Origin of the sequence: Saprospira grandis DSM 2844, assembly GCF_000275825.1 — a bacterium.
Classification (GTDB): domain Bacteria; phylum Bacteroidota; class Bacteroidia; order Chitinophagales; family Saprospiraceae; genus Saprospira; species Saprospira grandis_A.
Genome location: NZ_JH719942.1, coordinates 912,544 through 931,929, shown reverse-complemented (window position 1 = coordinate 931,929; position 19,386 = coordinate 912,544). Strand labels below are relative to the sequence as shown.

General features: G+C 43.4%; 18 protein-coding genes. 11 read left to right on the top strand and 7 right to left on the bottom strand.

The features are described 5' to 3' along the window. Positions 1–53 precede the first annotated feature (53 nt). Positions 54–470 carry a hypothetical protein gene (locus tag SAPGRDRAFT_RS04350; RefSeq protein ID WP_002657504.1) on the top strand — a complete coding sequence of 139 codons (417 nt, stop codon included), beginning with the start codon at positions 54–56 and terminating at the stop codon, positions 468–470. Positions 471–537: 67 nt separating this feature from the next. On the opposite strand, the gene SAPGRDRAFT_RS04345 is transcribed toward SAPGRDRAFT_RS04350, so the two are convergent. The 3 genes from SAPGRDRAFT_RS04345 to SAPGRDRAFT_RS20205 form a co-directional block, all read right to left on the bottom strand. Beyond that, the gene (locus SAPGRDRAFT_RS04345; protein WP_002657502.1) at positions 538–2,025 is read right to left on the bottom strand and encodes a glyceraldehyde-3-phosphate dehydrogenase; all 1,488 of its coding nucleotides are present in this window, start codon (positions 2,023–2,025) and stop codon (positions 538–540) included. A 320-nt stretch (positions 2,026–2,345) separates the two neighbouring features. Next, positions 2,346–2,795, bottom strand: coding sequence for a hypothetical protein (locus SAPGRDRAFT_RS04335; RefSeq protein ID WP_002657500.1), 450 nt, complete (start codon positions 2,793–2,795; stop codon positions 2,346–2,348). Further along, positions 2,767–2,940: a DUF2256 domain-containing protein gene (locus SAPGRDRAFT_RS20205; RefSeq protein WP_002657499.1), complete on the bottom strand. Its 174-nt coding sequence runs from the start codon at positions 2,938–2,940 to the stop codon at positions 2,767–2,769. Before SAPGRDRAFT_RS20205 ends, SAPGRDRAFT_RS04335 begins: the two co-directional genes overlap by 29 nt. A gap of 287 nt (positions 2,941–3,227) precedes the next feature. On the opposite strand from SAPGRDRAFT_RS20205, the gene bshA reads away from it, so the two are divergent. Next, the gene (gene bshA / locus SAPGRDRAFT_RS04325) at positions 3,228–4,379 is read left to right on the top strand and encodes an N-acetyl-alpha-D-glucosaminyl L-malate synthase BshA (protein WP_002657495.1); all 1,152 of its coding nucleotides are present in this window, start codon (positions 3,228–3,230) and stop codon (positions 4,377–4,379) included. Here bshA and SAPGRDRAFT_RS04320 read toward each other — a convergent pair. Next, positions 4,376–4,756 (bottom strand): DUF1573 domain-containing protein, encoded by a 381-nt coding sequence (locus SAPGRDRAFT_RS04320; protein ID WP_002657493.1) that lies wholly within the window; start codon positions 4,754–4,756, stop codon positions 4,376–4,378. The two genes, bshA and SAPGRDRAFT_RS04320, sit on opposite strands and share 4 nt — an antisense overlap. 33 nt (positions 4,757–4,789) lie before the next feature. Between SAPGRDRAFT_RS04320 and SAPGRDRAFT_RS04315 the strand changes: the two genes are divergently transcribed. The 4 genes from SAPGRDRAFT_RS04315 (at position 4,790) to SAPGRDRAFT_RS04295 (ending at position 9,139) form a co-directional block, all read left to right on the top strand. Then, the gene (locus SAPGRDRAFT_RS04315) at positions 4,790–5,521 is read left to right on the top strand and encodes a peptidylprolyl isomerase (protein WP_002657491.1); all 732 of its coding nucleotides are present in this window, start codon (positions 4,790–4,792) and stop codon (positions 5,519–5,521) included. A gap of 206 nt (positions 5,522–5,727) precedes the next feature. Then, the gene (locus tag SAPGRDRAFT_RS04310) at positions 5,728–7,194 is read left to right on the top strand and encodes a sigma 54-interacting transcriptional regulator (RefSeq protein ID WP_253271266.1); all 1,467 of its coding nucleotides are present in this window, start codon (positions 5,728–5,730) and stop codon (positions 7,192–7,194) included. 94 nt (positions 7,195–7,288) lie between these two features. Further along, positions 7,289–8,110 carry an SDR family oxidoreductase gene (locus tag SAPGRDRAFT_RS04305; RefSeq protein WP_002657487.1) on the top strand — a complete coding sequence of 274 codons (822 nt, stop codon included), beginning with the start codon at positions 7,289–7,291 and terminating at the stop codon, positions 8,108–8,110. Positions 8,111–8,602: 492 nt separating this feature from the next. Further along, entirely contained in the window at positions 8,603–9,139 is a 537-nt protein-coding gene (locus SAPGRDRAFT_RS04295; protein WP_002657485.1) for a GNAT family N-acetyltransferase, read from the top strand. Positions 9,140–9,192: 53 nt separating this feature from the next. Here SAPGRDRAFT_RS04295 and SAPGRDRAFT_RS23395 read toward each other — a convergent pair whose 3' ends face one another. Together SAPGRDRAFT_RS23395 and SAPGRDRAFT_RS04290 are read right to left on the bottom strand one after the other, a co-directional pair. Then, positions 9,193–9,420, bottom strand: coding sequence for a hypothetical protein (locus SAPGRDRAFT_RS23395; RefSeq protein WP_253271265.1), 228 nt, complete (start codon positions 9,418–9,420; stop codon positions 9,193–9,195). After that, the gene (locus tag SAPGRDRAFT_RS04290) at positions 9,404–9,943 is read right to left on the bottom strand and encodes a transposase (RefSeq protein ID WP_253271264.1); all 540 of its coding nucleotides are present in this window, start codon (positions 9,941–9,943) and stop codon (positions 9,404–9,406) included. The genes SAPGRDRAFT_RS23395 and SAPGRDRAFT_RS04290 overlap by 17 nt, the downstream gene beginning before the upstream one ends. 312 nt (positions 9,944–10,255) lie before the next feature. Here SAPGRDRAFT_RS04290 and SAPGRDRAFT_RS04285 point away from each other — a divergent pair, with 312 nt between their 5' ends. Further along, positions 10,256–11,251 carry a Hint domain-containing protein gene (locus SAPGRDRAFT_RS04285; protein WP_002657481.1) on the top strand — a complete coding sequence of 332 codons (996 nt, stop codon included), beginning with the start codon at positions 10,256–10,258 and terminating at the stop codon, positions 11,249–11,251. A 177-nt stretch (positions 11,252–11,428) separates the two neighbouring features. On the opposite strand, the gene SAPGRDRAFT_RS23390 is transcribed toward SAPGRDRAFT_RS04285, so the two are convergent. Continuing rightward, a complete protein-coding gene (locus SAPGRDRAFT_RS23390; protein WP_253271263.1) occupies positions 11,429–11,764 on the bottom strand; it encodes a hypothetical protein in 336 nt (111 codons plus the stop codon). A 415-nt stretch (positions 11,765–12,179) separates the two neighbouring features. Here SAPGRDRAFT_RS23390 and SAPGRDRAFT_RS04275 point away from each other — a divergent pair, with 415 nt between their 5' ends. From SAPGRDRAFT_RS04275 to infB, 4 genes are all read left to right on the top strand, one after another. Then, a complete protein-coding gene (locus SAPGRDRAFT_RS04275; protein WP_002657478.1) occupies positions 12,180–13,832 on the top strand; it encodes a hypothetical protein in 1,653 nt (550 codons plus the stop codon). A 402-nt stretch (positions 13,833–14,234) separates the two neighbouring features. Then, a complete protein-coding gene (rimP, locus tag SAPGRDRAFT_RS04265; RefSeq protein ID WP_002657476.1) occupies positions 14,235–14,723 on the top strand; it encodes a ribosome assembly cofactor RimP in 489 nt (162 codons plus the stop codon). Positions 14,724–14,739: 16 nt separating this feature from the next. Then, entirely contained in the window at positions 14,740–16,068 is a 1,329-nt protein-coding gene (nusA, locus tag SAPGRDRAFT_RS04260) for a transcription termination factor NusA (protein WP_002657474.1), read from the top strand. A gap of 283 nt (positions 16,069–16,351) precedes the next feature. After that, positions 16,352–19,366 (top strand): translation initiation factor IF-2, encoded by a 3,015-nt coding sequence (gene infB, locus SAPGRDRAFT_RS04255; RefSeq protein WP_002657471.1) that lies wholly within the window; start codon positions 16,352–16,354, stop codon positions 19,364–19,366. Positions 19,367–19,386: the final 20 nt, after the last annotated feature.

The window sequence follows — 19,386 nt, the reverse complement described above, 5'->3', positions numbered from 1 at the left end:
TTTGTTTTCTGCTAAATGTTTTATTTTGAGTTTCTTACCTCAAAAATGTTAATATGAAGAATTTTTTAATCCCCTTGCTATTATTTTGCAGCAGCATTTTAATGGCGCAAACGAGCAGTAGTATGACGGAAGCTGTAGAGTATTATTTAGAGATTGGCGCTAAGACCGAGGATGTGAAAACCGTTTTGTCGCTTTTTGAAAAGCAGTATGGTTTGAGTTATCAGATTTCAGTATCGCCTTCTTTTGGGCAGATTCATCAGTCGGCAGATAAAGAGGTTTTTAGTAGTTTTTCGGTTTACCAGAATCATCAGCCGGAAAAGGTTTTATTTTCCTCTTATAAGGACTGGCCCTTTATTATTGAGCTGTCTATTTATTCGGGAACTGAGCGAGAGGCTCGCTTTTTGGCCCTGAAAAAATGGTTGGCCCAAGAGGAGCAGCTAAGCATTTTGCATGAAAATATTGTGCGCTAATTGTTGAGGGCACAAAAAAAGGACTGCCTTAGGCAGTCCTTTTTTTTTATCTCTCATAGACAAGCGTCTAGTAGTAGTGATAGCGGCGTACTTGGCTCACATATTTGGCGAGGCGAAGTACTTGGCGGGTGTAGCCATATTCGTTATCGTACCAAACATAGATAGTAATGGTTTTTCCATCTGCAGAAATTTTGCTGGCGGGCGCATCATAAACGGAGCAAGCTTGGGCGCCAATCACATCGGCAGAAACAAATTCTTTAGAGGTAGAGTACTGAATTTGCTCAAAGAGATGGCCATGCAAAGAGGCCTGACGCATAGCTTGGTTGAGTTCATCAAGGCTGATGGCCTTATCAAGGTTGAGGGTCATAATGGCCACAGAACCGTCGGGAATAGGTACACGTACAGAAGAGCCCGTAATTTTACCCGTCAAGGCGGGCAATACTTCTTTTAGGGCCGAGCTGGCGCCAGAAGAAGTGATAACCATATTGGTGGCGGCTCCACGTCCACGGCGTTCTTTTTTGTGGTAGTTATCGAGCAAATTCTGAGAGCTGGTATAGGCGTGGATAGTTTCCATATGGCCTTTTTCAATCCCAAAATTATCATAAAGTACCTTGAGCACGGGGGCAATGGCATTGGTGGTACAAGAGGCGGCACAAACTACTTTATCTTCCTCGCTATTGAGGTCCAAATCGCTTTGGTTGATGCCATAAACCACATTTTTGATGCCTTTGGCCGGAGCGGTAAAGAGCACGCGATCCACACCAGGACGAAGGTGGCGGCTTAGGCCTTCACGGTCTTTCCATGCCCCGGTACTATCAATAATGAGGGCCTCATTGATGCCGTATTCTCGGTAGTCAATGTCTTCGGGCTGGGCGGCATAGATAATTTGTACCTTACAGCTATTGACAATCAGTTGGTTTTCTTTGTGCAAAACCTGCACGGTCCCTCGCAATTTGCCATGCACAGAATCTTTGCGGAGCAAAGAAGCGCGTTTGTTGAGTTCGGCCACCAAATCGCCTCCTTTTCGGGGACGCAAAACGATGGCGCGCAAACGGAGCTGCTCACCACGGCCCATCATTTCGGTAAGAATGCGAACGGCTAGGCGACCAATACGGCCAAAACCATAAACTACCACATCTTTGGGGCTTACATCTTGAGCATCTTTGGCCGCTTGTCCTACAAAATCCTTAAGCTGATCGGCCACAAACTCTTCTAGGCTAGGGCTTTCACTTTGGTCTAGGCTCAGCCATTGCGTGGCCAACTTCCCAATATCAATTTTAGAGGGGGCTAGGTCCAATTTGGCAATGGCTTCCGTAATGGCCAAGCTCATTTGAGCCGTAATGGGCTTTTTGACGTAATTTTTGGCAAAAAGGTGGTCATTAATAATTTGGCTGGGGCGGCTATCATAAATATCTCGACGGAAAAGGACAATCTCAATAGAGCGATCAAAGCGCAGTTCTCCAACTAAACGCTGAAGTTCAAGGGCTGTTTTTTCATTTTCGCGCCATTTGCTCAAGTGCTCCTCAAAGGGGGCAGCAGTGGTTTTGATATCCATAGGTTCTGCAAGTAAATTGATTCGAAGAAATCTTTTTGTGGTCCAAATTAGACCAACTTAAAGGTTTAAAATTGAAGACTAAGGTCGCGCTTTCTTATAAATAATATAGCCTAAGTTGTTTCAAGAAAATGTTAAGTTTTAATATCTAGCTAGATTTTTTGGGGCCTCCGCTGCGGCTTCGCCTTGCGGCGCTACGTTTTGCAGCTCGCAGGTCTGCTCGGCCCTGCGGCCTGACGGCCTTGGTCTGCGGCTTTGCCGCACTGCTACACATCGCTAGGCCTGCGGCGGCTTTGCCGCCTGCTTGCCGCAAAGGGCCAGTTTTAGCCCAAAAAACCATAATACTGCATAATTTTGCCCCAGAGGGCTTGGCCTATTTTTGGCCGGGCCAATAGGCTTTGGTAGTTGTTTTCGGCCCAGCGGAGCCCTTCCTCTTCAAAGCTGAGCTCTAGGCATTTTTGGCCATTCTGAAAAAAGAGGAGGCGACAGCCTTGCTCCCCGCATTCCAATTGAGAGAAAACGCAATGCCTGCGTTTGATGGTCAGGCCAAAAATCTGTCGTTCTAAGATGATTTCTTTTTGGGCCAGTCGTAGTTGTAGTTGAAAAGAGCGGCTAAGTTGCCAGAGGCCAAAGGCCAGTAGGGCCCAGCCAAAGATGCCCGCTTTGAGGAGTCTGTTGAGGTAGCTCCCTCCTAAGAGCAGGAGGAAAAGCAAGACATAAAATCCCCATTTTTGGCTCAGGATTCTATCCTGAAGTTGTAGGCGTTTTTCCATTTCGGCAAGCTTTAGAGCAGTATTTTACATGTTCCCAGTTTTTTGCCCATTTCTTTCTCCAATTGAAGGGGCGGCCACAATGTATACAAATTTTGGAGGGGAGCTGCTCTTTTTTCCAAGGCTTTTTTCTAGGGGCTTTCTTCATCTTTTTTTGCCTTAAACAGCTAGCTGGACCAAAGGTTTGGGTTTGGGCGGCGCAGCCGCCAAACGGCCTAGCGATGTGCAAGGGGGGCCGTTAGGCCAGACCGAAGCGCTGCAAGCGCTGAAGGGCCGAGCGAATAGCGAGCCCTGTAACGTAGCGCCGACGACCGAAGGGAGGCGGAGGCCCCAAAACAGCAGAATATGCTTAAACATCATTTAAAAACCTTTTAGGGCTTTTGTTTATTATAAGTCCGGCCTTATCTTGAGGCCAAAGCATACAGAAGCGTCATTATGAAAATAGGAATTGTTTGTTATCCTACCTATGGAGGTAGCGGTGTTGTTGCCACAGAATTGGGCAAAGGCCTAGCCGATAAGGGCCATAAAGTTCATTTTATTACCTATGCGCCGCCGGCTCGTTTGGATGGGTTTCATGAAAACATTGTCTATAATGAGGTTCGTTTTGCTGACTATCCTCTTTTTGATTATCCGCCTTATGAGACGGCCTTGGCTTCTAAGTTGGTGGATGTGGTTAAATATGACCAACTAGACGTTTTGCATGTGCATTATGCGGTGCCGCATGCCTCGGTGGCCTATATGGCCAAGAAAATATTGTTGCAAGAAGGGATTTATATTCCAACCGTGACCACCTTGCATGGGACCGACATTACGCTGGTGGGCAAGCAGCCCGTTTATGAGCCGGTGGTTAGTTTTGCGATTAACAAATCGGATGGGGTAACGGCGGTATCGGATAGTTTGCGGAAGGATACTTATGCCAACTTTGAGGTGGACCAAGATATTGAGGTCATTTATAACTTTATTGACTTTGATCGCTTTAAACGCTCGAACAAAGAGCATTTTCGCAAAGCCATTGCGCCTCATGGCGAAAAAATACTGATTCACATTTCTAACTTCCGCAAGGTAAAGCGGGTAGAGGATGTGGTCAAGATTTTTGCGCAGGTTCGGGCCGAGTTGCCGGCCAAGCTACTGCTGGTTGGCGATGGGCCAGAGCGGCAAAAGCTAGCGCAATTGTGTAGAGAATTGGGCCTTTGTGCAGATATTCGCTTTTTGGGTAAGCAAGATGCGGTAGAAGAGCTGTTGGCCGTTTCGGACCTCTTTATTATGCCTTCCGCTAGTGAGAGTTTTGGGCTTTCGGCCTTGGAGGCTATGGCCTGTGAGGTACCCGTAATTTCGACCAATGTGGGCGGTTTGCCCGAGGTCAATTTGCATGGAGTGACGGGTTTTTGCTCGGAATTGGGTGAGGTAGATGAAATGGCCGCCAATGCGCTCAAGTTGCTCAAGGATGAAGCCCTGCATCAGGAGTTTCAGAAGGCGGCCCTAGAACATGCCAAAAAGTTTTCGATAGAAAACATACTGCCTCAATATGAGGCCTATTATGAGAAAGTGATTCAGCGCTCGGTCTATCCTAAAGCAGCTGTAGATTAGTCTTGTTTTAGGCGCAGCCAATAGGCGGGATGATTTTTGGCATTGCTATATATAATGGCCATTAAATCAAAAGGCTTTTTGGGCCCTTTATATTGAATAAAAAAGCGGCGGCGGCCATCTTCTGGCAAGGGGATGTTATGATAAGGCCGCAAAGTCAAACAATCGCAGCCCAGGGCGATGCTATCAATTTGGAGCATCGCTTTTCCTTTGTTCTCAATCAAGATTTCAAAATTGGCGCCTTGCTCATCCCAGCTTTCGGCTACTAACTCTGCATAAGGCTGTTCGGGGGCAGGGCCATCTACCAGCTGGATGCTCTGGGCCAGCAGCGAAAACGGAAGAGATAGAAAAAAGCTAAATAGAAATAATTTGCTTTGCATTTGCCTTAGTATTTTAGGGCCAAAATACCGCTAATGATACAGAAATTATACCCGCTTGGCCTGCTGCTCTTGCTTTTTTGTGCCTGCCATCGCCCTTTAGAGATTGAAGACCGCTCTAACCCTAAAACAGCGGCTATAGATAGCAGTTTGCTAATTCCAGCTCCCGATCCCTTTTCTTCTTTGGTGGCCCTAGAAACGCCCTATGGCGAAATGAAGATGGAGCTCTATTTTGAGCCCAGCGGCCATAGAGAAAATATGCTGCAGTTGATCCGCCAAAACTTTTATGATAGCCTGCTTTTTCATCGGGTAATAGAAGGCTTTATGATTCAGGGCGGAGACCCCAGCTCTAGACAGGCCAAAAAAGGGCAACGTTTGGGCGGGGGCGGAAATGGCCAGTTGTTAACAGCCGAAATCCTTCCGCAATATCCCCATATCAAAGGGGCTTTGGCCGCGGCTCGACAAAGTGATGAGCTCAACCCAGAAAAAAAGTCCTCCGCTAGCCAGTTTTATATTGTGCAGGGTAGCAAAATTAGAATGGAGCAATTGGACCAAAATGAGCGCAAGTACAATATGGTTTATGGTCCCGAAAACAGAATGCGCTATAAGTACCTCGGGGGCAGCCCGCAGCTCGATATGAATTACTCCGTTTTTGGGCGGGTTTATGAGGGCCTCGATATTATTGATAGCATTGCGGCCCAAACCAAAGACCAATATGGCCGCCCTCAGGAAGATATTTGGATGAAATTCCGTATCATTAAAGAATAAAGTCGTCAGTTTTTGATAGCTGCTATCAGTTTTTGATGAAGCTCCTACTTGAAAAGGCTTATTTATCAGGGAATTATAGCTTGGTCTATTTTTTAGTTCGTTTTGGCTCTCCTAAAGCAAAACCTACTCAAATGACAGACAACAGCCGGTTCGTCAGCTATCTGAACCATCAATTTCAACCCATTCAATTGTTTAAACACTGCTGTATGCAACCCAAGGTCGTTATTTCTTGGTGGGCCCCCCTTTCTGATTTTGAGCGAGAAAAAAAGCGTTCGCAAATCAATAAGTTTGGACCTAATTACGAGCTTCACCAATACTTTTTTTCAGAAAGCGAGGGCTATGAAAAGCACATTATTCTCTGCTCTAAGGCCCAAGAAAATACGGCCTTTGAGTTTCTGCTCAATACCCTGAGAAGAGATTTTCCCGGACATCAAATTGAGGGCCGATATATGGGCCTAAACGAAGAGGAAATTATAGATTTTGCCCCCATTAAGGCCAAGGTAGAGCCGGTATTGTTTGAGCATAGGGACTATCAAATCGACCTCTTTTTCTCTCCAGGCACCTCCGCCATGTCGGTGGTTTGGTTTATGCTGCATCAGCAACTCGGGCTACGGACCTGCCTGTTGCAAACCACCAAAAGCCAAGATAGCCCCCAACAACAACCCCGTCGAAAGTTTCTCAATATTGAGCGGGCCACCGAGCTGGGCTCCTTTATCCTAAAAGAAGGCCGCAGCCGCCAAGAAATGAGCCGCAGCCAATTGCCCGAAGATCATGTGCTCCTGAGCCCCGCCCTAGAGCGGGTCTATAATCAGGCGTTTAAGGTGGCACAGGCCGAAAGGGGAACCATTATTATTCAGGGAGCTAGTGGAAGTGGCAAAGAATTATTGGCCCAGTTTATCCATAATAAATCGCCCCGATCCAAGCAGCCATTTATTGCCGTCAATTGTGCGGCTTTTTCCGACTCTCTGCTAGAGTCTCGCCTCTTTGGCCATGCCAAAGGCTCCTTTACTGGCGCCAGCCAAGAGCATAAAGGCTATTTTGAACAGGCCAATAAGGGCAGCATTTTCCTAGATGAAATTGGCGATATTTCGCCCCAAATGCAACAAACGCTCTTGCGGGTTTTGCAGTCTGGAGAAATTGCCCCCATTGGCCAGCAAATCAGAAAAGTAGATGTGCGCATTATTGTGGCTACCAATCAGGATTTGGTGCAGCTTTGTCAGGAAGGTAAATTTCGCTGGGATCTCTATTACCGCCTCGCTATTGCTGAGCTCGAACTGCCCAGCCTAGATGAGCAGGGACAGGCCGCCAAGGAGCTCTACCTAAAGCATTTTGTAGATAAAAAACAACAGCTTTATTGCCGCCAAAAACCCATTCAGTTTGAAAAGAAAGCCTATAAGGAGCTACTCAGTTATCGCTTTCCCGGAAATATCCGAGAGCTAGAAAGTTTGGTGGAACGCTTCTATGTTTTGGGCCTAGAAGAGGTAACTCGCCAAGATTTTCCCAAAAGATTGCATCTGATGCAACAGCTTTTTCTCGATAGCCTCCGCCTAGAGGATGTCAAGGCGCAGCATATCAAAATGGTCTATGAACGCATGCAGGGCAACCAAACGGCAACGGCTCGGGTGCTAGGGGTGGCCATTAACACCATCCGCAAGTATTTGGACTTGTCTTAGCGCAGAGAAAAAGACCAACTAATATTTTGTGAACTGACAAAAAATGGTCAATTTCAAGCCGCTCGCTAAGAGCAATACCAAAAAATCAATCCTGATGAGTTATTTTAAGAATAAAACTGTCTTTATTACAGGCGGTAGCCGCGGAATCGGCAAAGCAATTGGCCTTCGTTTGGCCCAAGAGGGCGCCAATATCGTGGTGGCAGCCAAAACCACTGAACCCCATCCCAAACTAGAGGGAACCATTTATACCGCCGCCGAAGAAATGACAGCCGCTGGCGGAAAAGGCCTGGCCGTTTTCCTAGATGTACGCAGCGAGGAGCTGGTCCAAGAAGCCGTAGATAAGGCCGTAGCCGAGTTTGGTGGCATCGATATCCTCATCAATAACGCTAGCGCAATTAGCCTAACGCCCACGGAGCACACTAGCCTCAAACGCTATGATTTGATGCATGCCGTGAATGTGAGAGGGACCTTTTTGGTCAGCAAAACTTGTTTGCCCCATCTCAAAAAGTCAGAAAATGGCCATATCCTCAACCTTTCGCCACCCTTGAATATGGACCCCAAATGGTTCGCTAATCATGTGGCCTATACCATGACGAAATACGGCATGAGTATGTGCGTTTTGGGTATGTCAGAAGAGTTTAAGGATTATAAAATTGGCGTGAATGCCCTTTGGCCCAGAACTACTGTTGCCACGGCTGCCGTGCGCAACCTTTTGGGCGGAGAGGCTATGGTGCAACAAAGCCGCACCCCAAAAGTCGTAGCCGATGCCGCTTATTTCATCTTGCAACGCCCCGCCGCAGAATGCACGGGCAACTTCTTCCTCGATGATGAAGTCTTGATGTTCGAAGGCATCCAGGACCTTAGCCAATATGCTGTAGATAGCAGCCAAAAACCTATGCCCGACCTCTTTATCTAATGGCCTGGGCACAATAGCATAGCAAAAGGAGTAGTAATTTTTTACTGCTCCTTTTTTGTTTTTTGGGGGCCTCCGCCTCCCTTCGGTCGTCGGCGCTACGCTTTGGGGCTCGCAGGTCTGCTCGGCCCTTCGTTTTTTCGCTGCGCTCAAAAACTTGGTCTGGCCTTCGGCCACCCCGCCGCATCGCTAGGCCAGCTCATCCATTTTTTTTCTTTGGGCTTTTTTCTTCGGCAGTTTTGCTGTTGTTTTTTCTTGAAGCTAAATTTTTTCCATTTTCCAGCAAACAAGGGCTTTAGCCCGCCAGTTTGCATAGACCCGCAACCATGGGCTTCAGCCCATGGCAGAAAGGGCTAGCTGCTAGAATATTTAAGCTTAGTTAACAGCCCCCTATGATAAAACACCAATCAGGGCCTAAAGGCTTGCCCCTAGGCCGCAAGGAAGGGGCAGACAGAAAACTCTAAACCCTATCTTGGACCAATAAAAACAATCAAAATGAAAAACTACCTTTTTCGCTCTGCCCGCTTGGGCTTTCGTGCTTGGACCGCCGCGGACCTGCCTGAATTTGCAAAAATGAATGCCGATATAGAAGTCATGGAACATTTTCCTAGTCCGCTAACAGAAGAAGAAACTGCGGCCTTTCTGCGGCGGCTACAGGCGCATCAGGAGAAATATGGCTACTGCTATTTTGCCACTGAAATTTTAGAAAGTGGAGAATTTATAGGTTTCATCGGCTTAGCCTATCAGGATTATGAGAGCGCCTACACGCCTGCGGTAGATATTGGCTGGCGCTTGAAAAAAGCGGCCTGGGGGCAGGGTTTTGCGACAGAAGGGGCCAAAAAATGTCTGGAATTTGCCTTTGAGGAGTTAGAAATAGAGCAGCTCATTGCCGTTTGCACCCTAGACAACCAAAAGTCCGAGCAAGTCATGAAAAAAATTGGCCTACAAAAGTTGGGGGAGTTTAAGCACCCTAAGCTAAAAGACTATGCAGCGTATGAAGATTGCCTCTGCTATGGGGGGAGTGGGAAATAATTTGTATCTTTTGCTTAATTCCAAAAAACGATAAGTGTTGTCTCTGAGCTTGTTTAAAAATTTCGTTTTAGGAAAATAAGCATAAAGGCTAAATAATGTAGACTCGCCCAGTTATTGGCTTTTCTTTCAAAACGAATGAGTAAAATTTTGAATGCGTCAATCCATGCATTAGTTCGCTCAACAGAAAAGCGTTCTTTGTAAAGTTCCTCATCTATAATGTCTTGATAATAAGCCTTTTTTCTATTTATTTTATTGTGGTCAATATTAGGGATAATGCCCATTTTTTTGGCAATTTTCTCTAAGCTTTTTGCTATCAAATCCTGCATCAGCATTCATAAATAAACCATCAGGAGAGATGTCTGAAAGCTGCAGATCGGCAAGCATTTTTTGGAAATGACTCTCGATTTCAAACAAATCATTATGGTTCCCCGCAAAAGGCGGAGACATAGCGATTGGCAGCCCATTTTTATCTGTGAGAAAGAGAGCATTTGTAGTTTTTGACTTTTTTCGGCCCTGATAGCCCACAGCTTCGCCCCCTCTTTTTGCTGGGGTATGACTTCCGTCAAGCTGTATACTAGATAAATCTAAACAAGATTTTTCATGCGCTAGAAATTGGATCCACACTTTTTGCCAAATACCAGATTCCGACCAACTATTAAAATAGTAATATACTGTTTGCCAATAAATTAGGGCTTTATCGAAAAAAGATTTTATCGGTAATTCTCTCCACTGACAACCTGTTTTAAGCCTATAAATTATCGCTTTAACAATTTGCCACAGAGGCGCTTTGGTTTTTCGAGCCAATTTTTTTGCGGGAAAAAATGCTAATATTTTTCCGTAATAAATTCTTTTGATAGATTTACAACCATGTTGCAAAGTCTTTTTTGCCTTAGTCTGGTTGTTAACAAAGAAATTTAAACAGTTTTATATTGATATTGTCCGTAATTTGAATTAATAAAAAGTAATGAATTTTTTTTTATAATACTACTATTGTTTGTCCTTTCATGGGGGAGTTCTTTTGGTCAAGCGACAGCTTCTGGTAATTCGAACTTGTTAGAAAGTCATGGGCTAATGTCTTTTAAGCCAATAGACATAATGAGGTCTCCCAAAACCTTGATGAAGGTTTGGCTAGATAAGCCAATACCGTTAACTTTTTATTCTGAGGTAGAAAAAGAAGTCCAAAAGTTAATAAATGAAAAAACTGCAGATGGGATTATAACTTACTCACCACTTAGAGTAGAAAAGGAATGGACAGTTATTGATTATGAAGAAATTACTCCATATACTTGGAAGTGGGTTGACCTTGAACTTCCAAAAGCTGATGGGACAATTACTAAAATAAACTTAAGAAGACCTCATTGGTGGTTGGAAGAAATAGGAGTTGATAGTATAGGGCGAGATGTGTATCTGGATATGCCTGAATTAGGTTCAGAAGGATGGGCGACTGTTACAGGAATTAGAATAAACCAACTAGACACAAGGTTCTGGGATGAAGCTAGAAAAGGAGATTATGTAAGTCGTCCAATCACTGGGAAGTTTATTCATGAAAGTGATGATGTATATAATTTATATTTTAGAGATAATGCTGCTAGTCCTCTAGGAGTGACAGGTTTACACCCAATTTGGTCAATAGATAGAAATGGTTGGGTACATGCGATGGACTTGAATGTAGGGGAAAACATTAAAACCCAGTATAGAAAGGTTGTACTTATTGCTAAAGAAAAGCTTGAGGGAAGACAGAAAGTTTATAATCTTGAAGTATATCAAGATCATAATTTTTTAGTTTCTATAGATAGAATATTAGTACATAACAGCTGCTTTGGAACTAGAACAAGTGGAGGCGTTTTTCCTAAAGCACCTCAACTCGCCAAAAGATTAGGGATAAAAGAAAAGCAATGGCATAATGGTGCTGGTACAGGAGTAAAGGATAATTTAAAAGCTGCCTTAGGATTTAATGGAAAAAAAATAAAATCATTATATGGAAATAATCCTGATTTTGGTATATCTCCAGATGGGAAGTCTTTATATTTTAGGCCAACGCATGGAAAGTTTAAAGGGAAAACATTTGATACAAGCTTAACTATACAGGATGTACAAGATATGGTGAGGTAATTAATCGATAATAAAGAGGTTGTTTAAAAATTTCGTTTTAAGAAAATAAGCATAAAGGCCAAATAATGTAAACTCGATCAGTTGTCAGCCTTTCTTTCAAAACAAATGAGTAGCATTTTAAATGCGTCAATCCAGGCATTTGTTCGCTCAACAGAAAAGCATTACTTGTAAAGTTATTTATATATACTTTATTGATAGTAAGTTTTTTATATTTATTTTATTAGGGTCAATATGGGAGATAACTCCCATTTTTTTGCTATCAAATCCTACCTCAGCATTCGTAAATAAACCATCAGGAGAGATGTCTGAAAGCTGTAGATCGGCAAGCATTTTTTGGAAATGACTCTCGATTTCAAATAAATCATTGTGGTTCCCCGCAAAAGGCAGATACATAGCGATTGGCAGCCCATTTTGATCTGTGATAAAGAGGGGATTTGTGGTTTTTTGACTTTTTTCGGCCCTGATAGCCCACAGCTTCGCCCCCTCTTTTTGCTGGGGTATGACTTCCGTCAAGCTGTATACTAGATAAATCTAAACAAGATTTTTCATGCGCTAGAAATTGGATCCACACTTTTTGCCAAATACCAGATTCCGACCAACTATTAAAATAGTAATATACTGTTTGCCAATAAATTAGGGCTTTATTAAAAAAAAGATTTAATTGGTAATTCTCGCCACTGAAAACCTGTTTTAAGCCTATAAATTATGGCTTTAACAATTTGCCACAGGGGCGCTTTGGTTTTTCGAGCCAATTTTTTTTGCGGGAAAAAATGCTAATATTTTTCCGTAATAAATTCTTTTGATAGATTTACAACCATGTTGCAAAGCCTTTTTTGTCGTAATCAACAATAATAATAAGCGCTTTGCAGCATTTTTTTTGCCTTAGTCTAGCTGCTGACTAAAAAATTTAAACAACCTCGGATAATAAATGCTATTAGAAAATTTACCCCCCAAATCATTTGTGCTAGGTTTTGGTATTACATTTTATCAGCATAATAAAATAGTTGCCTTTGAAGAAATATTCAAATCAGCTTTGAAGACTGTTGAATATCATTCAAAAATATATCCTAACTCTAATTGTATAAATGACCTTCATATAAGGTTGACTTTAGACTATAGCACTTTTGATTCAGTTCTTAGTGTTATGGTGGAGCACTTTCAAAGAATAGCGGAGGATGTTTCTGAGTTTTTTGGAATAAACATTTTTGTTGAATATAGCACAAGAGCTCAAATTCTAATCAGTCATCAAAACCTAATACAATTATATGAGCTTTTTGGGGATGAATTTTCTGTAGGGGTAAATTCATTTGTGTTAAACTGGCCTCCTGAGCGGGAGGTTTATGATCAAGAAGAGTATTACCAAATCATAATAGGGCCAGGAAATAACTATTCTCTGGCCCTAAAAGAATTTTTGATAGGGTGGACTGCCCCACTACAAAGAAAATATCGGGACTTAATAGCAGCAGAATTTATAACAAATGATTCGGGCTCCTATTTTTATTTATCTTTGAAAGGTAATATTAGGATTTATTCTTGGAATGAACAGTTTCAAGATATGCTAGATTTGTTGGAGACTAAGCCTAAAGACTTAGCGGCTACTTTTGGATATTATCAGCAAAATAGAGGCAGTATGTTTGGAGGCGAACTTGGTAGGGGGATAATAAGCCAAGTGAAGTCGCTCAAAGTGGACCTATTACTTTCATGTGGTTTTCCTGAATTCTATCATTTTAAAGCTTCTAAAAGGCTGAAAATGATAGATGAAATGGAAGGAAGACAAGTGTTGGTAGGAAATTTAAATCCCAAATCATTTGTGCTGAGTTTTAGTATTACATTTTATGAGTTCGATAAAATAGCTGCCTTTGAAAAAATGTTCAAATCAGCTTTGAAAGCTGTTGAATATCATTCAAAAATATATCCTAGTTCTGACTACCCAAACGACCTTTATGTAAGGCTAATTTTTGATTATGGCATTTTTGATTCAGTCCTTAGTGTTATGGTGGAGCACTTTCAAAGAATAGCGGAGGATGTTTCGGAGTTTTCTGGCATAAACATCTATCTCAATTATAATACAAGAGCTCAAATTCTAATTAGGCATCAAAACCTAATACAATTATATGAGCTCTTTGGTGAATTTTTTTCCATAGGAATGGATTCCGTAACGTTAGATTGGTCAGATGAATGGATGGCCCATCCTCGAGAAGAGTATTACCAAATCATAATAGGGCCGGAAAATAATTTTTCTCTGGCCCTAAAAGAATTTTTAATAGAGTGGACAGCCCCACTACAAAGAAAATATCGGGACTTAATAGCAGCAGAATTTATAACAAATGATTCGGGCTCCTATTTTTATCTGTCCTTAAAAAGGGCTATTGATGTTTTTCTTTGGAATGATCAATTTCAAGATATGCTGAATTTGTTGGCATCAAAACCTAAAGACTTGGTCACTACTTTTGGGTTTTACCAGCGAAATAGGAATAGGATGCGTGGAGGTGAGGTTAATAGTGAAATAATGAGTCAGTTAACATCAGTAAAATTGGATTTGCTGCTTTCATTTGGTCTTCCTGAGTTTTTCATTGACTAGCCTGAATTTTCTATCAAAGAATGGCCAAAGCGCAGGACTTCCAAACGGCCTAGCGATGCGGCGGGGTGGCCGTAGGCCAGACCGAGCAGGCAAAGCCTGCGAAGGGCCGAGCGAACAGCGAGCCCCAAAGCGTAGCGCCCGCCGCAGGCGGGAGGCCCCAAAAAAACAGTAAGCAATATAAAGAGAAGAAAACCTTTAGATCATCTTTGCTGATAGGCCCCAAAACAGCAGAAATTGAGGGAGCAGAAAAGAGAGGAGAGAAGGTGGAAAAAATGGGGGCTGGGCTAACAAATCTGGAGAAAGTCCAAAAAGCTAAAGATAAATGCTTATATTTGTGGCAGCAAAACGCATTGAGCGAGGGAACCGTGAAAACGTTCCCTCTTTTTATTATAAAGAAGTCAGATGCCAACAATTACGGAAAAGCTAGCCGATTTGATAGCGGCTTATTTTGCAGAAGAGGGTCGAGAGGCTTTATTTCTGGTAGAAATAGAGAACAAAGGCGAGAACAAAGTGCAAGTTTTTATTGACAGCGACAATGGGGTCAATTTTGGGAATTGTGCGCGATTGAGTCGTCATTTGGAAGCTCAGATAGAGGAGAATGGTTGGTTGGGAGAGAAATACACTTTAGATGTGTCTTCTCCGGGCCTAGATCGTCCGTTAAAGCTACACCGTCAGTATGTGAAGAACATAGGGCGGGAGTTATCGGTAGAGATTGAGGGAGAGCACAAGCATGTGAAGGGGAAATTGGAAGAAGTGACGGAAGCGCATATTGTATTGACTTATAGTGAGAAAGTGAAATTGGAGGGGCGGAAAAAGAAAGAGTTGGTTGAGATGCGTCAGGAGATTCCCTTTGAGCGTATTAAGAAAGCGCTAGTTAAGATTACATTTTAAAAATTATACACAAGGTATGATCAATTTGATTGATTCCTTTTCGGAGTTTAAAAATATGAAGAGCATTGATCGCCCAACTATGGTGCGGGTGCTCGAGGATGTATTCAGAACCCTTATTCGCAAAAAGTATGGGGCCGATGATAACTTTGACATCATTGTGAGCACTATAGAGGGGGATTTAGAGATTTGGCGCAAGCGCGAGATTGTTCCCAATGGCGAGGTAGAGGATGATCGTTATCATATTGCGATTAGCGATGCGGTAAAGATTGAGGAGGACTATGAGGTAGGCGAGGAGTGTTATGAAAAAGTGGGGGTAGCTGATTTTGGTCGTCGTGCGATCATGGCGGCTCGTCAGACCTTAATTTCTAGAATTTTGGAACTGGAGAAGGACAAGGTATATCAGTTGTATGCCGACCGGATTGGGGACCTTATATTTGGAGAAGTAGCCCAGACCTTGAAGCGGGAATTTGTGATTGTGGATGAGAGTACTGGAGCGGAGTTGATGTTGCCTAAATCGGAAACTATTCGCGGCGATTACTTCCGCAAGGGAGATATGGTTCGGGCGGTAGTGGACCGGGTAGAGAACAAAAACAACAACCCCATGGTCATTCTTTCTCGTACGGCCAGCAGCTTTTTGGAGCGTTTGTTAGAGCAGGAAGTGCCAGAAATTGAAGATGGATTGATTACGGTCCGTAATATTGTTCGTGCGCCTGGTGACAGAGCCAAGGTAGCGGTAGAGTCTTATGACGAGCGCATTGACCCTGTTGGGGCCTGTGTAGGGATGAAAGGTTCTAGAATTCACGGAATTGTTCGGGAATTGCGGAACGAAAACATAGACATTATCAATTATACGAACAATGAAGCCTTATTGATTCAGCGGGCATTGACGCCAGCTCGGATCAGTTCGGTAGAATTGGACTTGGATAATCGCAAGGCTTCTGTCTTTTTGGAGGCGGCTGAAATTTCTAAGGCGATTGGTAAGAAGGGCGTCAATATTAAATTGGCTAGCCGTTTGGTAGATTACAACATTGACGTCTTTAGAGAAGGCGCCTTTGATACAGATGCCGACTTTGATGTAGAGCTCGATGAGTTTAGAGATGAGATTGAAGATTGGGTCATTGACGAATTGAAGAACATTGGTTGTGATACGGCCAGAAACGTACTCAATTTAAGTTTGGATGAGCTCTTGCGTCGGACGGACTTAGAAGAAGAGACCATCAAGGAAATTATTGTGGTCCTCAAAGCAGAATTTGACGATGGAGGCAAAGATTTGCCCGATCCTGTTGAAGAAGAAGAAGAGGATAGCAGTGAGGAAGATAGCAGTGAGGAAGATAGCGCAGAATAACAGCTAATTTTGCAGGCCTAAGTAGGAGGCAATATAAAATGTCTTGTACTTAGGTCTTTTTTAGGAGACTGTAGTATGATAAGCTCTTTTGACTGGCCCACAAGCCATCATCATTGCGCTTAATTCGAGCTTAGAAAAGCATGGCCCCTAGGCTTTTCTGAGAATAAAGAAGGGGGTAAAAGGCATTTTTCCTAATGTTATAGGAATGCTATCAAATATATTGACTATATTTGTACCGATTTTTTAAAATCACGATTTTTACGCAATTAGCTAAATACACGGAATGTCAAAAAGGTTAGTAAAAGTAGCTGCCGAGCTAAATATTGGAACAAACACTATCGTTGAGTACCTGAACGATAATGGATATGAGGTGGTTAACCGCCCCACAGCCAAGGTTTCAGACGAAATGTACGATAAGTTGTTGGCCCGTTTCAACAAATCTGCTGCCATTAAGGAAGAGGCGGACAAGATTACTATTGGTAGCCGCTTAGAGAAGGAAAAAAAGGAGGAGGAGAAAAGAAAGAAGGAAAAAGAGCGGCAGTTAGCCAAGGCCAAGCAAGAAGCTAAGCCGGTTAAGAAAGTTGAAATTACTACACCCAAAGAAGAGACTCCCGTTGTAAAGCAAAGCGAGCTTTCTGAGAAAAAGGAAGAAACCAAAGATAATGAAGTGGTTTCTAATATGCCTAAGGGGCCAAAAATTTTGGGCAAAATCAACTTAGATGAGCAGTCTCGCTCTGGCCGACGTAAAGGAGGCAGGAAAACTACTGCCAAGAAAGAACAGGCGCCCAAAAAAGAAGAGCCTAAACCTAAGCAGGAGGAAAAAGCCAAACAGGAGGTTAAAGCAACCCCTAGAAAGGAAAAAGCCCCCAAAGCTAAGGAAGAGCCGAAGCAGGAGACGCCTAAACAGGAAGAAACCAAATCACCAAAAGTGGTAGAAGAAAAACAAGTAGTGGCCAAGAAAACGGAACAGAAAACCGAAGAAAAGCCAGAAGCAACTACTGAAAAGAAAAAGGATGGAGTCGATATCAAAATGGAGGCTCCCCAACTTAAAGGGCTTAAGATCTTAGGTAAGATCAATATTGAAGACCCGCGCCGCAAACGCAAAAAGAAACGTAACCGCAAGAAAATTGGCGGTACGGATGATAAAAAGCCCCAAGAGAAGCAAGAAGCCAAAAAAGGCGGAGAGAAGAAGGAAGAGAAAAAGGATGGCAATAACGATAGAACAAAACGTAAGCGCACCAAAATCTCAACCAATCAAGCCCAAAACGATAATCGTGGAAAATCTAAGGATAATCGTGGAGGTACCGGATCTAATAACCAGCAGACGGCTAATAGCAACAAGAAGCGGAAGAAGAAAGGTAAACGCCGCGAAATCTCTGATAAGGAGGTAGACGATAAGCTAAAACAAACTATGCAACGCTTGCATGGTGGAGGCAAAAAAGGAGGACGCCGTTCTACCCGTGCCTCTCGTGATGAAAAGAAGGAAGCCATGCGCCAACGTATGGAAGAAGAGATGGAAGAGCCCCAGGTACTACAGGTGACAGAGTTTATCTCTGTATCTGAATTGGCCGGCCTGCTCAATGCCACTCCCGCCGATATCATCATGATGTGTATGCAAATCGGACAGTTCGTTTCGATTAACCAACGCCTAGATGCAGAAATTATCGAACTGATCGCTACAGAATATGACTATGAAGTAGAGTTTATCTCTGCCGAAGATCAAGTCGATATCGAAGAGGAGGAGGAAGAAGATGATCCCGCAGATCTCAAACCCCGCTCTCCAATTGTTACCGTAATGGGTCATGTAGATCATGGTAAAACCTCTCTTTTGGACCATATCCGTAAGGCAAATGTAGCCGAAGGTGAGGCCGGAGGAATTACGCAGCATATTGGTGCCTATGAAGTGAAGGTGAGAGATATGGGAAGCATTACTTTCCTTGATACTCCCGGTCACGAAGCCTTTACCGCTATGCGTGCCCGTGGTGCAAAAGTAACTGACGTTGCCGTAATTATTATCGCTGCAGATGATAATATCATGCCCCAAACTAAAGAGGCGATTAGTCACGCCCAAGCCGCCGAAGTACCCATCATTTTTGCTATTAACAAAATTGATAAGGAAGGCGCTCAACCCGAAAAAATTAAACAAGAATTGGCCTCTATGAACCTCCTCGTTGAAGAATGGGGCGGTACTTACCAAAGCCAAGATATCTCAGCCAAACAAGGCCTCAATGTAGATTTACTCCTCGAGAAAATCTTATTGGAGTCTGAAATGCTAGAACTTAAAGCTAACCCTAGCCGCCGAGCTATTGGGGCAATCCTCGAAGCCTCTCTAGAAAAAGGCCGCGGATATGTAGCCAAAGTATTGGTGCAAACCGGTACACTCGCTATCGGAGATCCTATTATCGCTGGTCAATATCATGGCCGTGTGAAAGCTATGTTCGATGAAAGAGGTAAACGAGTGAAAAAAGCCGGACCCTCTACTCCCGTTCTCGTTCTGGGCCTCGATGGCGCCCCTCAAGCAGGGGAGAAACTTCAGGTACTAGAGTCTGAACGTAAGGTGAAAGAATTGGCCAACAAACGTGGCCAAATCATCCGCCAACAACAAATTCGAGCTACCCGCCGGATTACCCTAGACGATATTACGCGCCGACTAAAAGTGGGTAACTTCCAAGAACTGAACTTGATCGTTAAAGGAGATATGGACGGTTCTGTAGAAGCGCTCGCCGATTCTTTGCTCAAACTTTCTACCGAGCAGATCCAAACCAATATTATCTATAAAGCTGTAGGTCAAATTACAGAGTCTGATGTGAACCTTGCCGCCGCTTCGGATGCCATTATTATCGGCTTCCAAGTGCGCCCCAACCCATCTGCTCGCCGCCTCTCTGAACAAGAAGGCGTGGAAATTAAGACCTATTCTATCATCTACGATGCAATCGAAGAAGTAAGAGCAGCCCTAGAAGGTATGCTCGAGCCTAAGCAGGTAGAAGAAACTATCGGTTCTGTAGCTATCCAAACGGTATTTAGCATTTCTAAGGTCGGTAAAGTTGCCGGTTGTATGGTACAATCTGGTAAAGTAACCCGCAATAGCCATATCCGCGTGATCCGTGACGGTATCGTGATCTTCCCCAAAAAGGAAGGCCAACATGGCGAACTTAGCTCACTCAAACGCTTTAAAGATAGTGTTCCCGAAGTTAAAAATGGCTTCGAATGTGGTCTAACTATCCGCAATTTTGACGGTATCCGTGAAGGCGACGAAATCGAAGTCTACGAAATTAAAGAAGTGAAGCAAACGCTCTAAGCCAATTGCCTCAATAATAC